The organism is Micromonospora sp. CPCC 206060 (assembly GCF_036906895.1).
GTDB lineage: Bacteria > Actinomycetota > Actinomycetes > Mycobacteriales > Micromonosporaceae > Micromonospora.
Genome location: NZ_JBAKHU010000011.1, coordinates 68,489 through 90,267, shown reverse-complemented (window position 1 = coordinate 90,267; position 21,779 = coordinate 68,489). Strand labels below are relative to the sequence as shown.

Annotated in this window: 11 protein-coding genes; 1 reads left to right on the top strand and 10 read right to left on the bottom strand. The window is 74.6% G+C overall.

The features are described 5' to 3' along the window. Nucleotide 1 precedes the first annotated feature (1 nt). Together V6U90_RS11085 and V6U90_RS11080 are read right to left on the bottom strand one after the other, a co-directional pair. Entirely contained in the window at nucleotides 2-1,315 is a 1,314-nt protein-coding gene (locus V6U90_RS11085; protein ID WP_334434238.1) for a S8 family serine peptidase, read from the bottom strand. Between the two features lie 8 nt (nucleotides 1,316-1,323). Next, nucleotides 1,324-1,881: a hypothetical protein gene (locus tag V6U90_RS11080; protein WP_334434176.1), complete on the bottom strand. Its 558-nt coding sequence runs from the start codon at nucleotides 1,879-1,881 to the stop codon at nucleotides 1,324-1,326. A gap of 142 nt (nucleotides 1,882-2,023) precedes the next feature. Between V6U90_RS11080 and V6U90_RS11075 the strand changes: the two genes are divergently transcribed. Then, nucleotides 2,024-2,308, top strand: coding sequence for a hypothetical protein (locus V6U90_RS11075; RefSeq protein ID WP_334434174.1), 285 nt, complete (start codon nucleotides 2,024-2,026; stop codon nucleotides 2,306-2,308). Between the two features lie 48 nt (nucleotides 2,309-2,356). Here V6U90_RS11075 and V6U90_RS11070 read toward each other — a convergent pair whose 3' ends face one another. The 8 genes from V6U90_RS11070 to V6U90_RS11035 all read right to left on the bottom strand — a co-directional run bounded on the left by V6U90_RS11070 (nucleotide 2,357) and on the right by V6U90_RS11035 (nucleotide 21,755). After that, on the bottom strand, nucleotides 2,357-3,415 hold the full coding sequence (locus V6U90_RS11070; protein WP_334434172.1) for a TY-Chap domain-containing protein: 1,059 nt from the start codon (nucleotides 3,413-3,415) through the stop codon (nucleotides 2,357-2,359). After that, nucleotides 3,412-3,939, bottom strand: a complete 528-nt coding sequence (locus tag V6U90_RS11065) for a DUF6301 family protein (protein WP_334434170.1) — start codon at nucleotides 3,937-3,939, stop codon at nucleotides 3,412-3,414. Before V6U90_RS11065 ends, V6U90_RS11070 begins: the two co-directional genes overlap by 4 nt. Beyond that, nucleotides 3,936-4,562, bottom strand: a complete 627-nt coding sequence (locus tag V6U90_RS11060; RefSeq protein WP_334434168.1) for a hypothetical protein — start codon at nucleotides 4,560-4,562, stop codon at nucleotides 3,936-3,938. Before V6U90_RS11060 ends, V6U90_RS11065 begins: the two co-directional genes overlap by 4 nt. A 1-nt stretch (nucleotide 4,563) precedes the next feature. Continuing rightward, nucleotides 4,564-5,805, bottom strand: coding sequence for a hypothetical protein (locus V6U90_RS11055; RefSeq protein ID WP_334434166.1), 1,242 nt, complete (start codon nucleotides 5,803-5,805; stop codon nucleotides 4,564-4,566). A gap of 34 nt (nucleotides 5,806-5,839) precedes the next feature. Beyond that, the gene (locus tag V6U90_RS11050; protein ID WP_334434164.1) at nucleotides 5,840-20,200 is read right to left on the bottom strand and encodes a WXG100-like domain-containing protein; all 14,361 of its coding nucleotides are present in this window, start codon (nucleotides 20,198-20,200) and stop codon (nucleotides 5,840-5,842) included. A 79-nt stretch (nucleotides 20,201-20,279) separates the two neighbouring features. Beyond that, nucleotides 20,280-20,942 (bottom strand): hypothetical protein, encoded by a 663-nt coding sequence (locus V6U90_RS11045; protein WP_334434162.1) that lies wholly within the window; start codon nucleotides 20,940-20,942, stop codon nucleotides 20,280-20,282. 56 nt (nucleotides 20,943-20,998) lie between these two features. After that, nucleotides 20,999-21,355 carry a hypothetical protein gene (locus tag V6U90_RS11040; protein WP_334434160.1) on the bottom strand — a complete coding sequence of 119 codons (357 nt, stop codon included), beginning with the start codon at nucleotides 21,353-21,355 and terminating at the stop codon, nucleotides 20,999-21,001. Beyond that, entirely contained in the window at nucleotides 21,339-21,755 is a 417-nt protein-coding gene (locus V6U90_RS11035; RefSeq protein WP_334434158.1) for a YbaB/EbfC family nucleoid-associated protein, read from the bottom strand. Before V6U90_RS11035 ends, V6U90_RS11040 begins: the two co-directional genes overlap by 17 nt. Nucleotides 21,756-21,779: the final 24 nt, after the last annotated feature.

Below are 21,779 nucleotides of genomic sequence, written 5' to 3'. Positions count from 1 at the left end.
CTTACACCTTGAACAGTTCGACGGGTGGGCCCGGTTCGGTCGGCTCGGGGCGGGTCGGGGGTGCCGGGGCGACTGCCGCCCGCCAGCGTCGCCGCCGGGCCCGGGGCAGGGTCACCGCGACGGTGAGCACCACCAGCACGGTGAGCAGCGCGAGTCCGGTACCGGCCAGGGCCCGTTCCCGGGACCGGGCCAATGCCGACGAGTCCCGCTGGGCGGCAGCGGCCAACCCCGGCAGGGGTTGTGGATCCCGCTGCACCACCTGGTCGTTGACCGCCCCGTAGGGGTTGACCACACCGTGGCCGTACGCGCCGCCCCCGGCGGCGGGCACGGCGGTGCCCGACAGCAGCCGCTCCACCTCGACCGGCGGGAGTTCACCCCGTTTGGCCCGGACCAGGGCCGCCGTCGCGGCCACGAAACCGCAGGCGAGCCCGGTGCCGCTGACGTTCGGCGTCATACCGCGGGTACGTTGCAGGGTGGCCACCTGGGCACCCGGTGCGACCAGGTCGACGTGTGGGCCGGGCTGCGAGCCGGGCCACGCCTCACCGGTCGGACCGATGGCGCCGACCCCGATCACCCCGTCGTAGGCGGCCGGGTAGGAGACCCGTGCCGGGCCCTTGTCGTCCCGGCGGTCCCCGGCGGCGGCCACCACGACCACGTTCCGGTCGAGGGCGAACCGGACCGCGCCGCGCAGCGCGTCGCTGTCGGTCCAACTGACCGCGGAGACCGCGATCACGTCGGCGCCCCGGGTCACCGCGACCCGGATCCCCCGGGCCAGCACCGCTGACTCGGCGACCGAGCCGTCCAGGCCCAGACCGGTGACCACCCGCACCGGCAGGATGGTCACCTCCGGGGCGGTACCGGCGAACCCGGTCCCCGGGACCACCCGGGCGGCGATCACGCCGGCCACCCCGGTACCGGTACCCGAGCAGTCGTCGTCGGCCCGACCGGACCGGGCCACCGCGTCATAGCCCGGCTCCACCCGGCCCCTGAGCTGCGGATGACGACCGTCCACTCCGGAGTCCAGCACGGCGACGGTGATCCCGCCGCCACGGACCAGGGGCCAGACCCGTTCCGGGCCGAGCATCCGTTGCGGCCACGGTACCGGCGCGACGGGCTGGCCGGGCTCGGCACAGTTGCGCTCCAGCGGCGCGACGGCGGGTAGCACCACCCGCCCCGGTGGGACAGCCGCCACGGCGCCGGGCAGCGCCACAGCCACCGGGGCGGCTGCCGCCGGAACAGCCAGCACGGCACCGGGCAGCACCGCCGCCGTGGCCAGACCGAACACCAGGGTGGCACGGGAAAACCGGTCGACCATCGACACCGTCACTCCCGGAACCGGTCCTCGAACTCGTCGGCGAACACCCGCCGCCACCGGGTCACCTGCTCCCGGCTGAACTGCTCAGGGTCACGGTCCCGGGCGGCCCGGCCGTGTTCGGTCCAGAACGCCGTGTCCGGTACCGCGTCCGCGCCCTCCGGGATGAACTTGAGGATTTCACCGAGAGCGGCGACCGCCATGGCGAAGGACTGCCGGCGCTCGGCCCGCAGCACCGGGTCACCCCGGAACGGAGCCGAACCGTCCCGGATGCCAAGGTCGGCGACGAGTCGCCACTCCCCCGCGTCGAGCAGCTGCGACGGCTCCGGGCCGCCGAAGAAGACCAGGTCGTCCGGGCCGGGCAGGGCGGGACGCGCCGGCAGCCGGAAGACGTACCCGCGCTGCTGCCCGCAACCGCCACAGGCACCGTGGTAACGGCGGGCGGGCACCCCGCCGTCCTCGGTCAGCGCGCTCTGCCAGGTGACGTCCACGCTGCCGCACCGCTCACAGGGGTGCAGGTCCAGATAGAGATGGGCTTCGTCCCGGGAACGGACGATCGGCAGAGCCATGGCGCGCCTCCCCGTAAGCCACCCGATGCTCGGGCAAATCTAGCAGCGGCGGGTCGCCGCCAGTTCGGGTGGACCGTGGACCGTGGTCCGTGGTTCGTGGTTCGTGGTTCGTGGTTCGTGGTTCGTGCGCCAGGATGGAGCCGTGACGGGATACCCCGACCAGACACCGACCGGCGGCGGTGTCCCACCGGCTGTCCGGGCCAGACGGACGCTCGGCATCGGACTGGTCCTGCTCGCCGCCGGGCTCCTGGGCACCACCGCCAGCTGCGCCGGCATGGCCGCCCTGACCAGATGGGACATCCCGCTGGCCCGCCTGGCCGGCATCCTGCTCGTCGGCGTGGCCGTGGTGGCGGTGGTCGCGACGGTACGCGGCCTGCTCGCACTGGTACAGGGCCTGACCGGGTACGCCCGGCACCGTCGACGGTAGCCGACAGCACCGGCGGCGTTGCGACGCGGCGGCATGCCCGGCACGCGGTCAACGCCGCAGCGCCGCCTCGGCCCGTCGGAGCGCCGCCTCGTCCACCTCGGGACACCGGTGGTCCTGCCGGCGCAGGTGGGCCAGGAACTCGGGCTCGGGTGGCAGGCCGTACCGCTCGGCGAAGTAGGCCAGCGACTCCGACCACACCCACACCCCGTCGGTGTGCAGGTGCAGCGGCACCACCTCGGCCTGTTCCGGGTCGTACGGGTCGGGGTCGTAGCCGAACCCGGCCAGCACGATCGGCGCGTCCCGCAGGTACGCGGCGACGGCCGCCCGTTCCCCCGGGTTGAGCCGGTTCTCCGGCAGCACCGGCCGGCCGCCGGGATCGCGCCGCACCTCGCCGGTCGACGCGATCCGCACACCGCCGCCGGCCGCCGCCCCGGTCGCCCGGTCCCGCCACTGCGCGACGAGACGCCCCGCCGTCGGCTCGTCCAGCGGTACCACCTCGTCGAGCAGTTCGCCCCGCTCGGCACACTCCAACGTGCGGGTCGGATGCCACCGGCCGTCCCGGCCGAACGCCTCGTCGGTGGTCACCGCGCCGACCCGGGTCCGCCGGAGCAGCCCCGCCGGCCGGTCGACCGGATCGCCCTCCCCCAGCCGCGCCCAGTACTGCGTCCGGACCGGCGCCAGGCCGAGTTCCGGCAGGTCCAGCGGCCCGGTCTCGGCCCGCCAGGCCCGGTAGCCGAGCCCGGCCGGGGTGGTCAGGCCGAGCACGTCGCGGACCGTGTCGACCAACCGGTACGCCAGGTGCTGGTAACCGGCCGCCGGGGCGGGCCAGGCCAGTTCGGCCCACCAGTGCGCCGGGTGGGCCGGCCCGGGTGGCTGCCAACCGATCCCGGCCAGGGCCGCCGGGTCCACCGCCGGTAGGCCGCGCGTCGGATCGTCGGGCGCTGCTGCGCTGACCTCCACGCGGAGTGCCGCCGGGTCCTGCCAGAGCTGGACGTACCGGTCGCCGTCGGGTTCCCCGGCATCGACGAGTTGGAGCACCGCACCGGCCGGCAGGCGGCCGAGTACGTCGGTCAACGCGGTCGCGAGCCGGTCCCAGCCGGCGGTCACCGACCCTCCCCCGGCGTCGCCTCGTCGAAGTCGTCCGGCTCCGCCACCGGGTCGGACAGGTGCGCGGTGGGATAGTCCGGGGAGAGCAACGTCAACTCCACGAAGGCCCCGTCGTCGGCGAGCCGCAGCCGACCGGCCGGTACCGACCAGGACACCTGCGGGAACCCACCCGGCTGCCGCTCGTCGGGTGGCCCGAGTAGTTCGCGGACCACGGTGACCGCCATGGCGAAGGTGTCCCGGCGGAAGGCGGTGGCCGGGGCAGCCGGTTCCCGGGCCGGATCGGTCACCCGGACCACCACCGCGGTCGCCCCGGACTCGGTGAACCGCAGGTCGGCGAAGCCGTCGTACGGTGCCAGCCCGGTGCTGAGCACCGCACCGCCGAAGCTCGGCCCGGCGACCACCGGCCAGCCGAGCCGCCGCACCGCCTCGTCGGAGGCGTACGCGGTCAACGGCGCCGGCAGTGCGGCGAGATGGGCAGCCACCTGCGCGACCTGCTCCCGATCCAGTACCCGCCAACCGGTCATCCCGGCGATCCCCACCCTCCGTGTCCGGCCTCGGTGTCATGGCGCCCCGGACCTTCGGACCGGCCGGCCGGCGGACCGGATCCGTCGAGCCGGGCCAGCAGCCGGTCGTAACCGTCCCGGGCGGCCAGCAGGCGCAGCCGACGGAAACGGCCCGGTTCGTCGGCGCGTACCTGCCGGCCCAGCGGGGACCAGAACGCCGACTCCGGCACCTCGTCCGCCCCGTCGGGTACGAACTTGAGCGCCTCGGCCAGCGCGGCCCGGGCCGCCGACAGGTCGGCGCGGGCCTGTTCACGGGCCGGCGTGGAATATCCGGCCAGATCCACCGGCAGATCGCCGTAACGGTCGGCCAGCCAGCACCACTGCCCCGCGTCGATCAGCTCGGACGGCTCGGGACCGTCCGCCCAGTCACCGTCGGCGGGGACCGTCGGTTCGGCCGGCTGGCGGAACTCGAAGACCCGCTCCCGGCCGCAGGTCACGCAGCGGCCGGCGTACCGGACCAGCCAGTCGCCGCCGGACGAGCTGACCGAACTGGTCGGCCCGAACTCCGGCTCCCCGCACGGACACGGGTGCAGCGCCAGGTAGAGGTGCGCCTCGACGGCGTTACGGGCCAGCGGAGGTGCCATGTCAGCGACCATATCGGGCGGTGAACTCGTCCAGCACCCGCCATCGGTGGGCGCACCATCCCGCCAGCCGGTCCCGGTCGAACAGGTCCCGCTGCCGGGCGTACCGGTCCCGGCCGGGTCCGGTCCAGAATGCCGACGCCGGCAGCGCCGACGCATGGCCGGGGAGGAACTTCAGCACCTCCTCGACCGCGGCGGCGGCCCCGGCGAGCAGCCGGACCATGGCGGCCCGCTCCTGCGGGTCCCGCCAGGGGCCGTCGGCGCCGCCGGAGGCGTCCGCCTCCACGGCGGCCAGCAGCGCGTCGGCGAGCGCGCCGTGTCCCTCGGCGACCCCGAGCCAGTCCGCCGCGTCGAGCGTCTCGGACGGGCCGGCGCCGGGCCCGCTGAACAGGTACGCCGGTCCGTCCGACCGGTCGACGGCGGGTGGCAGCTCGAAGACCACGTCCCGGGGGGTGCCGCAGGCGTCGCACGGCCCGGCGTACCGGACCAGCAGCCGGTCCGGATCGTCGGCGAGGACGGCCATCCGGTCCCTCGGGAAACCGGCCGATCCGCACCCGCACGGGCGCAGGTCGAGATAGATGTGCGCCTCGGCGATGCTGCGTACCCGCACCGGCACCGTGCCGGTCGGCGGGCCGGCCGGGGCCGGGCTGCCCGCCTCGGGGCGGTGCGCCCCGGAACCGTCGATCCTGGCCTGCGCCTCGTCGAACCGGCGCCGGTAGCCGTCCCGCGCGGTGTCCAGCCGGGCCCGCCGGAACGCCTCGGGCCGGGCCGCCCGGACCGATCGGCCGTGATCGGTCCAGAACGCCTCGGCGGGTATCTCCTCGGCATCCGGCGGGAGAAACTTGGCGATCTCGTCGGCCGCGGCCCGCGCCGCGTCCCAGGCGGCCACCACCGCCTGGTACGTCGCCTCGTCCGGGCCGCTGTGCGCGAGTCGGGTCAGTCCGGTACGCGCCATCCCCGCGTAGCCGTCCTCGATCGCGTACCACTGGCCGGCGTCGAGCAGCCGGGACCGGCCGGAGCCGTAGCAGAGCATCGGCCCGTCCGCCGCCCGGTGCGACGCCAGCGGGACGGTGACCTCGATGTTCCAGTGCCGGTCGCCGTACGGGCCGTCGAACCGGAGCAGGTAGTGCTCGTCGTCGCGCCGGTCCAGGGTGGTGTGCCGGTCGTAGTCGACCGCGTCGTCGCCCGCCGGCAGCGTCAACTCCAGATAGAGATACGCCTCGGCGAGGGTACGGGCCTCGATCATCCCGACCCTCCGCAGAACCGGGACGCGTCCGTCGTCATCGCCGATCCCGTCCTTCCAGGGCCGCCAGCAGTTCCTCTTCGAGGTTGCCCAGGTCATCGGCCACGGCGGGCCAACGGTCGGGATGCGGGACCTGCGGGGCGAGCCCCGTGGCGGCCAGCCGGCTGTCGACGTACGCGGTCAGCAGGAGCCGCCGGAACGCGGCCCGGTCGGTCGGGGTGAGCGTGCCGTCGCTGGCGTGCAGCCACAGCCGGGCGGTCTCGTCGCGGGGCGGCAGGTGACCGTGGGTGACCTGCCCGGACCCGGTCACCATCCGGTGCTCGGTCCGGAAGATGTGCTGTTTGACCTGCTCGACGACGCGCTGGTCGAGCGCGGCGTGCCGGGCCACCGCGCCCACGTCGTCGGTGTCCCGGATGTACGCGTAGGCGTCGGCCGCCGCCGGGCTCTGCGGCTCGGCCAGGTAGCGGACGCCGTCACCGGCCGGTGGGGCGTCGAGGGCGGCTCTGCCGCCGGGCGGCGGGGCCGCACCGTCACCGGCCCGGTCGGCCGCCCAGGAGACCGGGTCGTCCGGGTCGACCAGGGGGCCGCGCCGGAACTCGGCGGGCCGGTGCGTCGGTGGCAGCGCCTCCGCGATCCGTTCCAGGTAGAGCAGGCGTTCCACCGCCAGCCAGGTCCGGTCGAGCAGCCGGTCGGCGTCGGCGGCGAAGACCCCGAGCTGCTCCTCGGTGGCGGTGCCGAAGTGCCGGCGGGCCAACTCGGCCCGGGTGGCGTTGGTGACCGCCTGGTTGCCGTCGAAGGAGACGTTGCTGGCCTCCCGGGCGCCCGCGCCGACGGCGGTGTTGCCCACTGCGGTGCCCTGCCGCTGCATTTCCTGCCCGATCGTCGGCCGGGGCGGGTCGCCGGGGCGTAGCGGCGGGTCGGGGGTCAGGCCGCCGACAGCCAGGTGGGCCCCGGCGGCGATCACCGCCGCGCCGGTCTCCCGGGCGAAGCTCAACAGCCGGCCCTGCACCCCGGGCAGTCCGGTCGGCCCGCTGGACACCCGGTCGATCTCGCTGACCAGCCAGGTCCGGATGGCGTCGGCCAGTTCGGAGGCCGGGCGCGTCGGGTCGACCCGCAGCGCGTGGGTGATGTCCGAGTCGACCCGGTGCGCCCGCACCGCGACGTCGTCGCCCGGCTGCCCGGTGCCCACCTCGAAGGTGAACCCCTCGGGCCGGCGGGCCGCGCCGACGAAGGTGACCCGGTAGGTGTCGTCGAGCCCGGCGACCGCGGTCAGCCGGGCGCTGCGCGGCAGGTCGGTCAGCCCGGCCAGCCGCTGTGCCACGTCGGGCAGCAGCGCCTCGTCCGGTGCGGGCAGATCACCGACGGAGTCGTGCAACGCGGCCACCTGGGCGGCGGTACGCGGATCGGCGGCGAGCTGCGCACTGATCGTGGCGGCGAGCCGTTCCAGGTCCTGCACCGGGTCACGCTGCCCGGCCAACCGCTCCCGCAGGTCCTGCGGGGTGACGTCGTTCTCGTTCGTCCCGTCCAGCGTCCGGTTGAAGGCGATGTCGTTGACGCGTACCTGGTGCCAGCGGGCGATCCACCGGCCCACCGCGTGCATCCCGGCTCCCACCCCGGCCAGCGCGCCGGCCGCCGGGTTCGCGCTGACGAGGGCGACCACGGCCGCCGAACCGGCCCGCAGCCCGACCGGGAGCAGGTCCTCCAGGAGCCGCCGGCGGAACGGGAGCCGGAACTCCCGGTCGTACATGATGTTGTCGGCGATGTGCTCCAGGGTCCGGGCGATCCGCGCCGGGTCGGCGTCCCGATTGACGACGAGGTGGAACCGGCCCCGGCTCACCCGGGTACGCTCCGGCACCACCGGGCGCCCGTCCGACACCTCACCGATGCGCAGGCGCAGCTGGACGTCGTACCGGCCGCCGGCGCGGTGGTACCGGTAGACCACCTCGGTCAGGTTGGACCGCGTGTCGTACACCTCGCGGCGAACCTCGAAGGCGTCGTCGTGCCGCCGGTTGACCTCGGTCATCGCGTCCCGGATCGCGGTGACGACGGCCCGGTGGTTGGCGGTGACCGGCACGGGCGCGGCGTTCGGGTCCGGGGCCGGAGTCGCGTTCGGGTCCGGGGCCGGAGTCGGGGCCGCGTTCGGATCCGGGGCCGGAGTCGGGGCCGCGTTCGGATCCGGCGTGGCGTTCGGGTCCGGCGTGGGTGTGGCGTTCGGGTCCGGCGTGCCGGCGGGCGTCGGCGTACCGGTGGCCCGGTCGTTGATCGCGCGGGCCACCGCCTGGCCGCCCTCGGCCAACTCGACGATCTGCCGGGCGATCTGCCGCCGGCCGGCCCCGCCCATCCGGGTGGTGTTCGCGTCGTCGTGCCGGTCCCGCAGGTCGTTGAGGGTGACGCCACGGTGGCCGAGGACCCGGTCCACGAGCGCCTGCACCGCCGCCCGGGTGATGCTGGAGACGGAGAGCACCCGGCCGAGCTGGTCGCGGATGGTCTCCGCGACCGGCGTCGTGACGACCAGGCCGGCCTCGCCGGTCAAACCCCGTTCCGCGTACGCGCCGAGGCCCGGATCGTCCCGGGTCAGCGCGTACTGGCGCTTCACCACCGCGTCGATGGCGTCCCGGACCGCCGTGTGGAACTCGTCACCGCCGCGTTGGTCCAGCTCCGGTGGGACCTGGAGGGTCACCTCCCGACCGTCGGTGTAGTCGACGGTGATCGTGGTCGGGTCGTCGGTACGGGCCACCTCGATCCGGATCACCGCGTCGTTGCCGGCGCCCCGGACGACCAACCGGTACCGGTCGCCGGACAGGGACCGGATCCGCAGCAGCCGGTCGATGGGTTGGTCCCCCAGGTTGTCCCGGATCGCCGCGATCTCGGTACGGACCCGGTCGCGGATCGGCCCCGCCTGGTTCTCCGGCACCGGGTCGGGGTCGGGGGTGGCCGCCGTCGCATCGCTGGCCGCCCGGCTGACCAACGAACCGTCCCCGAGTACCCCCCGGGCCAGGTCGTTGGCGCGCCGGAAACTGTCGTCCAGGGCGCGTTGCAGCCCGCCGTTCTCGATGGTGGCGCGGTCCGGCAGGTCCGCCAGCGCCCGGTCGTGCTGCCGGGCCGACCCGTCCAGCGCGATCCACCGGCTGACCCGGTTGCTGGTGATCAGGTCGAACAGGGCGGTCGCCACCGCCTTGGTGCTCATGCCCGGGGCGCCGACCGCGCTGGCCGCCTGGTAGTTGCTGGCGCCGCCCAGGGCGGTCGGCAGGCTGGCCACGATCCGGTCCCGCAACCGGGCCGGTACCTCCTCCGGTCGGGCCTCCTGGTGCCGGATCATCGCGTCGATGGCGGTCCGCAGCCCGTTCCGGAACCGGTACCCGGCGACGCTGTCCAGTGCGACCGCGTCCGGGTTCACCACCAGCAGGAAGTGCTTCTTCCGCGCGGTCACCTGGAACTCGGCGGCCCGCCCGTCCGGCACCGGGCCGGTGACCAGTTCGAAGGTGAACGACGCGCGTCCGCTGCGCTGCCAGCCCTCGGGGTCGACCCGAAAGATGCTCCGGCCGCGTACCGGCACCGGTTCGATGACCGCCGCGGTGACCGTCGAGGTGGTCAGCAGGTGCCGGGTACCGGCCAGCGCCGGGTCGGAGTCCCGCGACCAGCTCCGCTCCGCATCGAGCAGCCGGGTTGCCGGTTCGGAGAGGTACCGGTGGGCCAGTTCGGTCCGCTGCGCCGACCCGGGCATCCCCTCCCGCAGGCCGTGCCGCTCGATGAACCGGCCCAGTTCTGCCGCCAGCGCGGCCCGTTCGGCGCCGGTGGCCCGGGCGTACAGGCCGGCCAGTGCCTCGAACTCGCCGAGGTGGGCGAGGTCGGTGTGGCTGACCCGCAGCCGGTTGCCGGCCCCCGGGTCGGCGACCAGTGCCTCCCGGCCGCCCAGCCGGCCGCCGTGCAACCCGACCAGCCGGCCGAGCCGGCCGCCCCGGGTCGCCGCCACCTCCCCGGCGGTGTGCCCGATGCCCCGGGCCAGCAGCCGGTCCAGGCCGGCGGTGTCCAGGCCGTCCGCGGTGGTCCGGGACACCGCCATCCGGTGTACGCCGTCCGCGCCGAGGGTGACCGTGATGTCGGCCCGGGCCGTAGGGTCGACGGTGACCTGGATCTGGTACGGCCGACCGCTGACCGGCCGCACCTCGAACCGGTCCGGAGCGACCAGCCGGACCGCCGCGATGCCGGTCCGGCCGTCGGTGGCGGTGAACGTGTCGGCGATCCGCTGGCCCGCGCCGTGCAGCCGTTCGCCGAGCCGGGGGTCGGGGGTGCCGGAGGCGGGCGGCAGCCGGTCGGCCACCCCGGACAGGTCGAGCCCGGTCACGTCGAGCTGCCGGGTGAACACGGTCGGCGTGCCGCCGGTGGTGTCGACCTCGACGCGCAGCACCTCGACGGTCAGCTCACCCCGGGCCAGCGCCCGGTGCAGCTCGTCGAGCAGGTCGGGCCGACCGCGCAGGGCGTCGTGCAGGCGGGTGCTGCCGCCCAGCACGTCCCGGACGTGTTCCGGGGTGCCGCGCTCGGTCCGGCTCCCGTTCTCCAGCAGATGGCTGGTACCGGCCGTGGCGGTCGTCTCCACCACGACCAGCCGGTGGCCGGTCGGGTCGAACCCGGCCACCGCGAAGTCACCGGACCGCCGGGGGCCGGCCGCCGGGCGGTCGGCGAGCAGGGCGTTGGCGTCGATGCCGTACCGGTCGGCGAGGACCCGCCGGGCGGCGGTGTACGGCAGCTCGGCGGTCGACTCCCGCAGGTCCACCGCCCGGCGGGCGTACGCCTCGGCGACCGCCTCCAGCTCGTTGATCCGGTGCTGGGCCACCGGGTCACCGGGGTGCGTGGCACGCAGGTCGGTGAGGGTGCGGGCCAGGTTCGCCCCGGTCACCCCGCGCAGGCCGGAGACGCCGAACTCGGCCATCAGCGGACGCAGGAACCGGTCCCGCAGGTCGACCAGGCGCGCCTGGTCGTGGTCCAGCCGGGCGGCGGCCCGTTGCACGTCGGCCGGCCCGCTGCGGGGGCGGAACTCCTCCCGGGGCCCCTCGGCGGCGTGGTGGCTGACCGGGAGCGCCCGGGCGGCCAGCGGATCGGACACCGGCCGGCCGGTGTCCGAGGACATCAACCGGAACTGCTGCTCGGTGCGGTACGTGCCGAGCGGGTCCAGGTCGTGGTGCAGCCTGCCGGTCGGCTCGTCCCGCCAGGTGTGCGGCCGGTCCCCGTCGTGGTGCAGCCGGCCGTCGTCGCCGCGCCAGGTGCCGGGGGCGTCGCCGACGGCGTGCAGCCGCCCGTCCCCGCCCTGGTGCAGGACCGGCCCGGTGTCACCCGGGCGGCCCGCCGGGTCGGTGATCTCCCGGCCGTCCGGGCCGAAGGTACGCCAGTGACCGTCCGGCGGATGGGTGGGCCGGTTCCCGTCGTGGCGGTCCGCGCTGGCCACCACCTCGGTGCCGTTGCGGTACGTCCAGACCCGGTCGGTCGCGCCGGTGACCTCCCGGCCGAGAACCTGGGCGAGGGTGGCGGCCAGCGACCGGTCGCCGTGCCCGGAGTGGCAGGCGACCAGGACCACCCGGCGGTCGCCGAGGTCCACGATGCCGGCCCGGTGCAGCTCGGCGAGCCCGTGCGCGAAGTCCGTCGCGCTCATCCGGGAGCCGCCGACCACCACCTCCCCGTTGGGCAGGCCGTGCAGCGCGATCCGGACGGCGTCCGGGTCCACGGTCAGCGCCCGGGCATGGGCGTGCATCCGGGCGTCCCCGGTGAACTCGTGTCCCGCCGGTACGGCGCGGGCGGCGGCGGTCATCACCGGCAGCACGTCGGGCCCCTGGACCAGGGGCAGCAGCAACCGGGCCGCCTCGTCGCTCCACTGTCCCGGGCCGGGCTCGGCCGGCTGCCCCGGCGACCGTGTCGGGTCCGACGCGTCCGGGGTGGCGGTGCCCGACGCGTCCGGGGTGGCGGGCAGGTGCAGGGTGTGCACCCCGTCCGGGACGCGTACCCCGGCGATCGTCGCCCGTTGCCGGTCGACGAGTTCCTGCTCGCGGTGCGGGTCGACGCCCTCGGCACGGGCCTGCTGCCAGTCCCGTACCGCCGCGTACGCGGCCCGGCTGTCCGCCGTGTCCAGGCGCAGTTCGAAGCGTTGGCCGGTACGCGGATCTTGCCATTCGGTCAGCAGCCCACCGGCCCGGTCGCCGCCCCAGAGGCTGCGCAGCCGCAGGGGCTGGTACCCCTGCCCGGCGAGTTCGGCGAAGATCCGGCGGGCGGTGTCGGCGTACCCGTGGTGCGGCAGTTCGGCGGTGTAGCGCAGGGCGGTACGCGGCTGCGGTTCCGGCGTCGTGCCGGTGGTCTCCATCCGGAGCGCGGCGAGCCGCTGGTGCAGCGCGTCGGCGTCCTCCCGGGGTGGGCCGGCGTCGGCGGTGCGGACGGCTCCGGCGTCGGTGAGGGCGGCGTCGACCGCCCGGGTGATCGTCGGCTCGTGCCGGGCCGCCTCGTGCAGCGCGTGGGCGGCTCCCGGCTGCCCGCTGGCGGCGTCGGGCCGGCCGGTGGACGGCTGGCCGGTGACGGCCGGCCCCGGCGCGGGGCGAACGGCATCGGGCCGAGCGGCATCGGGGTGGACCGCGCCGGCCTCCGGCCGGTGGAGGGTCTTGGCCCCCTCCCAGATCGCGCCGAGCAGTGCCCGCTTGCCGACCCAGGATGCGGCCGGTCCCCGCCCGCCGGTCCGGCCGGCCTCACTGACGTCCCACGGCGTCGGGTAGCCGGGTTCGCCGGGACGGTGCCGAGCGGCCCGGTCGAGCAGGTCGGCTGCGGCGGCCCGCTGCCGGGCCAGTTCGGCGGGGAGATCGGCCGGGTCCACCTGCGGGTACCGCTGGCGCACCGGGCCCAGGTCGGCGGTCGGGTCACCGGCGTACCAGCGGCGCACCAGGTCGGCGTCCGCGTCGAGGGCACGTGTCTCGTCGCGGAGCCGGTCCATGACCGCCTGCGCGTGGTGCGGCGCCTGGGGGATCCAGTCGAACCCGGCCCGTGCCCAGGCGTACCCGCCGACCGTCGAGGCCGCCCGTACCTCCACCCGGGACACCCCGGCCCCGGCCGCCCACTGTTCGAGGTGGCGGACGAAGGCACCGGTGAAGCCGGCACCCTGGAGGTCCGGGCTGATGTGGAAGCTGACGTACCGCATGGTGATGCTGCCGTCGTGGTCCCGCCGGAAGGTGACCACCATCTCGCCGACCCCGCCACGCGTGTCGGTCCGCACCCCTGGCCGTACCGTCACGCCGCCCTCGTCGACGGTGACGGCGTTCGGGGCGTCCGGGTCGAGCCGGACGCTCATTCCGGCCCGGGTGAACCCGTCCAGCCGGTCGGCGAAGGCCCGCGCCACGGCCCGCTCGGTGACCCGGGCCTCGGCGTCGGTCCGGGGTACCAGGTCGTCCAGGGTCGGCGGTCGGCCGGAATCGACCCACGAGGGCACCGCCGGGGAGGTGACCGCCCAGGCCGGGGGTACGGCCGGGGTGGCCGGAGCGCGCGTCGGGAAGGGCAGGTCACGGGTCGGGTACCCGAGCCGATCCAGGTCGCGGTCCACGCCGATCAGTTCCTGCCGGAGGTTGAACTGTTCGCCGAACGAGGTGGCCTCGGCGTACCGGCGGAGCAGGAGTTGCCGCTCGTTGAGTCGGGCGAGCACGTGCGGATCGGGTTGCGGGGTCGATGCCGGTGCGGGTACCGGTTCCGGGCGGCCGAAGAGCCGGGCGACCTGGTCACCGAGCCGTCGCAGCAGCCCCTGTGGGCGGGGCCGGTCGGCCCGGGCGGCGGCCTGCTCGTGGATCGTCTCGGTGATCTCGTGTACCCAGGTCCGCGCCAACTGGTCGGCGTCGACCCGGTGGTTGACCACCGTCAGGTGCGGGTCCTCCGGCGTACCCGCCCGGACGGTCGTCTCGGCCAGGTTGCCCATCCCCTGCCCGACCGACGGCCGGAACCAGTGCACCCGCCCGTCACCGGTGTCGACCCGGACCAGGCCGTCCTGCGCCCGTACGCTGACGACCCCCTCGCTGCGGAAGTCCGCCGGGGTGACCGTCGGCGCGGCGGCGAGCAGTTCCGGCACGCTGACGTCGGGCAGGTGGGCCGGTCGGCCGTCCGGCACGAAGTCCGTACCGTCGATCGGGCTCGCGGTGTGGGTGTGGCCCGGATGGCTGTCGGCGGGGTGCGCGGTCGGATCGGCGACGGGCGTCGGGTCGACCCTCGGGGTCGGATCGACGGCCGGGGACGGATCGACGGCCGGCGAGGTGGCCGGGTGCGCACTGCGGGGATGGAACGGGCCGCCCTCGGTGATGGGCTTGACGCCCTTCCAGTCGGAGCCGAGCATGGCCCGCTTGCCGATCCACGAGGCGTCCCGCCCCTGCTGCCCGTTCCAGCCGGCGCGGCTGATCTCCAGCGGCGTCGGGAAACCGGGCGTACCGAACGGGTGCTCGGCCGCCTGGCGCAGGATGCGCTGCCCGTCGTCCACCTGCCGGCGCAACTCGGCGGCGAGGGTCGCCGGATCGGTGGCGCCGTACCGGTCCAGCAGGGCGTCGACCTCCGGCGACCGGGTACCGGCCGACGCATTCGCCAGGTCGTCGATGGCGGCACGGGCGTGCCGCATCTCGGTCCGCAGCCGGTCCAGCACCCCTTCGGCCCGGTGCCCCGTGTTCGGGGCCCAGTCGTACCCGGCCCGGGCCCAGGCGTAGCCGCCCACCGTGGACGCGGCGTGGATCTCGATGCGGTGCACCCCGGAGTGCCGGTACCAGCCCTCCATGAACCGGTTCCACTCGGCGGCGAAGCCACCCCCCTGCGCGTGCTCGGACAACCGCAGCGAGGAGTGCTCGACATAGAGCGAACCGTCGTGATCCCGGTTGAACACCCGCACGGTCCGGCCGACGTACCCCCGGTCGGGGTGCACGATGTCCAGGCGGACGACCACGCTGTCCCGGTAGACGCTGACCGCGTGCGGGTCGGTGAGGTCGACGCGTACCCGCAGGCCACCGAACTCCCGGCCGTCGAGGTGCCGGGCGAACTCCTCGCGTACCGCCGGCTCCCAGCGCGCCACCTCGGCATCGGTGGACGGGATCAGCTCGTCCACCGACGGTGGTCGGTCCTCGTGCCGCCACGGCGGATCGGCCCAGATCTCGTCGTGGGTGCTCTGCTCCGGCGGCATCGGCTCCGCGTCGGGCCGCCGCTGCTCGGGTACGGCCGGCAGGTCGTGGGTGGTGTGACCGAGGGCGGCCAGGTCCCGGTCCAGGCCGGCGATCTCGGCCCGCAGCCGGGTTTGCTCGTCCGGGCTGGCCTGGTCGAGTTCGCGGAGCAGGAGATTCCGCTGGGCGAGCCGGCCCGCCGATCCGTCGGGAACCGGGGTGGGATCCGGTGCCGGGGTGGGGTCGGGCGTCGGCGTGGCCGGAGTCGACCCGAAGAGCCGGCCGAGCGCCTGCCGGATCCGGCCCGGCGATCCGCTACGGCCGGTGTCCACCGGTTCCGGGGTACCGGCCCGGGACTGCACCGTCTCGGCGATCTCATGCGCCCAGGCCCGGCTGAGCTGATCGGCGGCCACCCGGTGGTTGACCTGCACCCGGTGCGGGTCGGTGGTGGTACCGCTGGCCGGGGTGGTCACGGCGACGTCGGGCAGCCCGTACCCGACCTCCGGCCGGAACACGTGTACCCGCCCGTCGACCGTCTCGACCAGTACGAACGGCCCGTCGGTGCGGATGTCACGGGCGCCGACCCCGGCAAGGTCGTCCGGGGTCACCCGGGTGACCGCGTCCCGGAACTCCTCCGGCGTGACGTCGGGGAACCAGCCGCGCCGGCCCTCCGGTACGAAGTCGCTCTCGGGGGCGGTGCGGTCCGGACGGGTCCCGCCCTCCTCCGGGCCGCCCCGTTCCGCCTCGGCGGCGTCATCCACCCGGTCCGTCTCCGGCCGGCTGTCGGGGGTACCGGTCGGGTCGCCCTCCGGGGTACCGGTCGGGTCACCCTCCGGGAGGCTGGTCGGGTCGCCCTCGGGGGTGCCGCCGGTGGTGGCGCTGTCGGTGAGCGGCGGGAAGTCGAGTTGCGCCTGCCGCTGCCGCAGGCCGTCGATGTCCAGCCCGTACGTCCGGGCGGTGTCCTGGGCGATCGGGCCTTCGAGCATGCCCGGCCGACGCTGGGCCGGGTCCGGGTGGTTGGCGTGCATGATGGCCAGCCGGGCCTGCGCGACCACGTTCTCCATGGTCAGATCCGGGAAGCGACTGAGCACGTCCGCTCCCACCAGGTCCCGCACCGGCTCGGGTAGGTAGGACTGGAAGATTTTCTGGCGGAGCGCTTCCGGGGTGTAGTCGGCCACCGCCCGGTAGTTGTCACTCCGCGGTACGCGCAGGTCACCCGAGTGGTCCGGTCCGCCCCGGAATCCGGCCAGGCCGCGCAGGAACTCCCGCTGCACCGCGAAGCCCTGGAACTCGCGCTCGAACCGGAACAACCCCGCGGCCCGGAACCGCTCCGCCTGCGGCAGGCCGGCGTTGTCGATCTGCCTGAGCAGCAGGTCGTTGTTGGGTTGCAGGGCATGCATCCCCTCGTGCACGAGGGTGGTGGCGACCGCGCTGATCGACCGGGGCGAACCATCGCCCGCGTTGGGGTCGATGAACATGACGCCGATCTCCGGGTCGTAGAAGCCTCGGGGGCGGTCCTCGACCTGCCGGACGAGCTGGGGTGTCACCTGGTCCGCCGGCAGCAGGGCACGTACCGAGTCCAGGTCCATCGGAACCGTGCGGGTCAGGATGTTCGTGGCGTGCAGCTCGAACTCCGGCCCGAGGACGTCCCCGATCTTGGCGATGGCGATGGCCTGGTCCAACGGGTGGAACCGGTGCGTCTGCGGATCGATGCCCATGGTCCGGTGTGCCAGTTCGACCGAGTTGAGCGGGTCCACGCCATCAAGGTCCCGCCAGCCAGGATCGGCTGGCTCCCCGCCCCGGCTGTGGTCCCGCCAGTCGCGGTACCGGTCGGCGTAGTCGTTCACCGCCGTGCTCAACTCACGTACCCGGCTCACCAGGTCACCCAGGTCACCGTTGGCGCGGGCCCGGTCCGAGGCGGCCTGTAGGCGGTCGGCGATCCCGACGACGTCGTCGAGGTCCCGGAGTCGCTGCGCCACCGTGTGCTCCGGGTACCGGGCCAGCAGCCGGGTTCTCGCCTGGTCGGCCAGTTCCCGGACCTGGTGCGGTAGATCCGTACCGGTACGGGGCGCCGTCGGTGAGAAGTTGACGCTGGGGGCCAGTTCCGCCTCAGAGCTGCTGTCCGGCACGGTGTCCGGCAGTGGCGTGCCGGTAGCAGGCTGGTCGGCGGTGGTCGGGGCCGACGTAGCGCCGTCGGCCGCCGTCGGGGGCGTGTCCGGCCGGGAACCCTGCACGTCCGGATGCGCCGGTTCGGGCCGGGCACCGTCCGATCTGGTACCGCCGATCTCCGACTCGGGCCGTGCCCCGTCCGGCTCGGCCGGCTCGGCGCGGCCCGCATCCGCATCCGGCTCGGGCTCCGAGCGGCGGGATTCGGGGTCCGGGCGGGTGCCTTCGGGTCGGGCAGCGTTGTTCTCGGGACGGCCATCCTCGGGTGTCGGTGCCGGGCCTTCCGGATCGGGTACCGGCTCCGGGGTGGGCCTGCCGCCCCGACCGGACGAGCCGTCCTCCGGGGTGGCACCGTCCGCAGGGGCCGGAGAGCCGTCGCCCGGCTGCGGATCGCCGGACAGGTTCTCCTCGTCGGTCGGCGTGGACGTACCGATCGGCGGCGTGCTCCGCAGTTCCTGGAGCTTCGCCCCGATGCTGGCCTCGTCCAGCGGACGCCGGGCTCCCGCGCCGTCGAGCGTGGTGAAGTGCTGTTCGAGGTACGTCCGCAGCCGGTTGCCGTAGCACGAGAGATCCTCGGGGCGGGCGTCCAGCGCCCGCTGTACGAGGTCCGGGGTGAGCCGGGGCACGGTCTGACCGGCGAGCGTCAGGGCGCCGAACTGGTGCGCGACCGCGTCCCCGTACTCCTGCTGGGCCCGCAGCTCGGCCCGCTGGCGCCACTCCCACCACCGTGGTTCGGGCTGGTCGGGTGGGTTGTCCCCGTCCCGGTCCCCGGCACCGTCATCCGCCGAGTGGTCCGGGTCCGTCGACGGCTGCGCAGGGTCGGCCGGTCCGGTACGGGCACCGTCCGGTGGGTCGGCCGCCGGCTGACCGGCAGGGTCCCCGTCCGGCGTACCCGCTGGCGGGGTGCCCCCATCGCCAGGCGTGACCGGTCCGTCAGCCGGACGGTCGGTGCGGGTGTCCGGATCCCCGGCGGACCGGGTCGGGTCGCCTGTGCCGTCGGCACCGGTCCGTTGGGCGGGGATGGTCGAGGAGCCCGGGGAGGACGTGGGAGAACCGGACGTCGTGGTGTCCCGTGATGCGGCGGAACCGGGGGTGCCGGTGTCCCGCGCCGGGGTGGCCGGGCCGGGTGTACCGCTGTCCGGCGAGGTGGCGGGAGAACCGGGAACCGCAGCGGTCGGGGCAGTGCCCGACGGTACGACCGTCGGCGTCGGGGAATCGACAGTCGGGGCCGGAGTGCCCACGGTCGGTGTGGTCGGCCGACCCTCCCCGGTGGGTGTCGGGTCGACGGTCACCGTCGCAGGGGTAGCCGAAGTGCCGCCGTCCGAGCGGTCCGGGGACCGGGTGGCTCCGTCGCCGCCGACCGGCGTACCGGCGTCCGTCCCGGGCCGGGTGGCGTCCGGCGTGCCGCCCGGCTCGACGGTCGGCGTCGGCCCGGAGCCGGCGGGAACGGCGGTGGGCGTGGGGGTCGACCCGGTGGACGCCGGCCCGGACCCGCTCGACCCGGTGGCGGTCGAGCCCGAGGAGGTCGAACCGGAGGAGGCCGAACCAGAGGAGGTCGAGCCCGAGGAGGTCGACGAACCGCTGGAGGCCGAACCGGAGGAGGTCGAACCGCTGGCCGGCGACGTGGTGGGGCTGGTCGTGCCGGTCGGCGCGGTCACCGTTGCCGGGCCACCCGTCGGGGTACGGCCGCCCTGCGCGCCCGTCCGGCCGTCACCGCTGCCTGCGGAGCTGCCCGATCCGGCACCCTGGTTGGCCCCCGCGCCCTGGGTGCTGCCGGCCGGCGCGCCGGCGGTCTGGTTCGCCCCGGCCGGCGCCCCGGCGACCGGGGTGGCCCCGGCCGGGGTAACCGCGCCCTGGTTCGTCCCGGCAGCCGACGTGTCCGGTGCGGCGAGCTGCCCGGGGGACACCGACGGCGCGTTCGTTCCCGTCGGCAGACCGTCCGGCAGGCCGCTGGGCAGCGTGCCGGGCGACAGTGTGGGTGCACCGCTGGTGCCGGTACTTCCGGACGGGGCGTTGCTGCTGGCCCCGTCGTTACCGAAGAGGTCCAGCGAGCCGTACCGGACCTGGTGCGCGCCGACGTCCAGGCGGTTGCGCCGGGTGTCGGTCATCATCTCGCCGAGCAGTGCGGCCGGGGTCAGCCCACTCGCGAGGTTGTCCCAGGTCATGCCGCTCCACACCCCGTTGCGCTGCGCCCAGTCCTTGAGACCCACCTCCTCCAGCAGGTTGTCCCGGCCGATCTGGAGCGCGTTGTCCGCGGTCTGGCCGAGGCCGAAGGCGAGTGCCTCGGTCGGTCGGGTGTGGATGCCCATCATCAGCGGGCCGCCGATCGCGCCGGCAATCAGACTGTCCAGCACCTCCATGCCGAACCGGCCGGCCCAGCCCTCGACGAACGGGTCGTGCCCCTCGGCCGCCTGGAGCAGCATGATGCCGCCCTTGGCACCGGCCATGAAGCCGGCGTACGCCAGGCTGCCGCGCAGCGCGGCCCGGCCGACGCCCCGCGCGCCGCTGGCAATGAACTGCCGTACCCCGCCCTTGATGGTCTGTTCCCAGAGCTTGGTGAGCAACTGCCGGGCGAGCTGCCGGATGGCGAGCCGGGTGCCGGCGATCTGGGCGCCACCGACGAGCAGCCCCACCCCGGTCCACGAGGTGAGGATCATCTGTACGACGGCGATGCCGAGCATCACCAGGTTGATGACGGCCATCCACTTCATGGCCTCGATCTCGACGGCCTTGCCGTGCACCGTCTCGTGCATCGAGCCGAGCGCCTCGGCCATTCCGCTGACCTCGTCCAGATGCTGCTGGAGGAGGTCCCGGGCGGCCTGGGCGGCACCGTCGCCCTGCCAGGCCTGCAGGTCGTTGAGGTAGCCGTTGATCTCGTCGAGATGGTCGGTGTAGAGCTGGGCCGCGTCCCGGTAGGCGTCGGCGAGGTCGAAGATCCGGTCGTGCCGGGCCTCCGGCCACTCCATGATCATCTCAAGGAAGTCGCCGAGGATCGGCACGTACTGGTTCAGCTCGACGAAGAACTGGCGCACCTGTTCGAGGACGAAGTCAGCTCCGTCCTCGACCGCATTCCCGCCCACGCCAATCCTCCTCCCCCGCACTGACCGCGCAGCGGACCCCCGCTACGCGCCCGAACCAACCGACCGACCGTGGCTACCGTCAGTCGACGAAGGCCGGCTGCCGCCGGGCCAGGTACCGCCGCGACCAGACAGCGGGTTCCCCACCACCGCCCTGCACGTCCCACCGCAGGACGTCCAGGGCGCCCCCGGCCTCGGTGATCAGGTAGTGACAGGAGTCGAACCGGAGCATCGTCCGGTCACCGGTGGCGTCGACCGTCGGGGCGGTGAGCAGCGCCGGATCGAGCGCCGGGTACCGGTCGGCCGTGACGAGTGGATCGCGGACCAGTTCACCGGCCCGGTGCAGCTCGGTGGCCGACGAGGCGAGTACCCGTGGCCCGCTGACGTCCCCGTCGGAGTAGAACTCGGCGAGCAGCTCGGCGTAGGCGAGCGGGTCCAGGTCGACGCCCAGCCGGCCGCCCAGGTCGCGCATGGTCGCCACGTCGTTGAGGAACAGTTCGTCGCCCCCGGTCGGGAAGATCAGGCCGTAACTGAAGTTGTAGTTCTCCGCACCACTGCCGGCGACCACCCGGACCGCATCGTCGACCCAGGTGGCCTGCGTGACGAGCCAGTCGGCCGCGACGATCTCGTGGCGGGTACGGGCGGCGTACAGCACCGCACCGTCCGGCCGGAGGTAGCGCTCCTCGATCGGTACCCCATCGAGGATGTGCCGCTGCACCGCCGCGACCACCCGATCCGTCCGCACGTCCACAACCCTCTCCGCACCGCCACGTCAGCCGGTGACCCGGCCGACGGCACATCTCACACCTGGTAGGACCGCCGGATACCGGCCTCGTTCTCGGCCTCGATGCCCTGGTAGTCGTTCATCGCCCGGACCACGCCGCCGCTGGCCCGCTGCAACTGCTCGCCGCCCTGGCTGAGACCGTCCTTGACGGTGTCGCTGAACGGGGTGTCCCCGCCCTCGGGCACCTGGCGGTAGGTGGTCTCGAACGCCTGACCGTACTTGTCGGCACCCCAGGGCTGCTCGCCCTCGATCCCGTTGATCTGGCCGAGCACCCCCTGCGACTTGGCCCGGAGCGACTCGGCCATCGCCCGCAGCACCGACCCGGTCGCGGCGACCTGGTTCGGATCGCCATCGATCTCAAAGTACGTACCCATGGCCGTCCTCCTTCTTGAGCAGCTTGGGCAGATCGGCGTCGTGGCTGTCCAGCATTCGGTCGAAGTCCGTCTGCTCGGTCAGCCCGAGACCCCGGTCCTTGGGCAGGGTCCGTTCGAGGATCTCCCGGGTCTTGCGGCCGGCGTCCTCCACTGCGGCACGTACCGTGCTGAGGATCGCCGCCGAGAGCGCCTTCGAGTTGGGCGTACGGTATACCCGGGGATCGATGTCGAGGTCGACGAGCTGCCCTCGGGGGCCAACCACCGCCTTGATCATCCCGTCGTCGGACCAGGCGGTCCCGGTTACCTCCAGCACCTGCTGACGGGTCTGCGCGGCGTTCTCCAGGCTCTGGCTGAGATCGTCGAGCACCGCCCGGATCGCCGACCACTTCGGACGTTCCACCGTCGTCACCTCCCCGTTGCCCGG

Coding starts and splice junctions, on each gene's coding strand:
- V6U90_RS11085 (WP_334434238.1), bottom strand. CDS start 1,315: ATGGTCGACCGGTTTTCCCGTGCCACCCTGGTGTTCGGTCTGGCCACG.
- V6U90_RS11080 (WP_334434176.1), bottom strand. CDS start 1,881: ATGGCTCTGCCGATCGTCCGTTCCCGGGACGAAGCCCATCTCTATCTG.
- V6U90_RS11065 (WP_334434170.1), bottom strand. CDS start 3,939: ATGACCGGTTGGCGGGTACTGGATCGGGAGCAGGTCGCGCAGGTGGCT.
- V6U90_RS11060 (WP_334434168.1), bottom strand. CDS start 4,562: ATGGCACCTCCGCTGGCCCGTAACGCCGTCGAGGCGCACCTCTACCTG.
- V6U90_RS11055 (WP_334434166.1), bottom strand. CDS start 5,805: ATGATCGAGGCCCGTACCCTCGCCGAGGCGTATCTCTATCTGGAGTTG.
- V6U90_RS11040 (WP_334434160.1), bottom strand. CDS start 21,355: ATGGGTACGTACTTTGAGATCGATGGCGATCCGAACCAGGTCGCCGCG.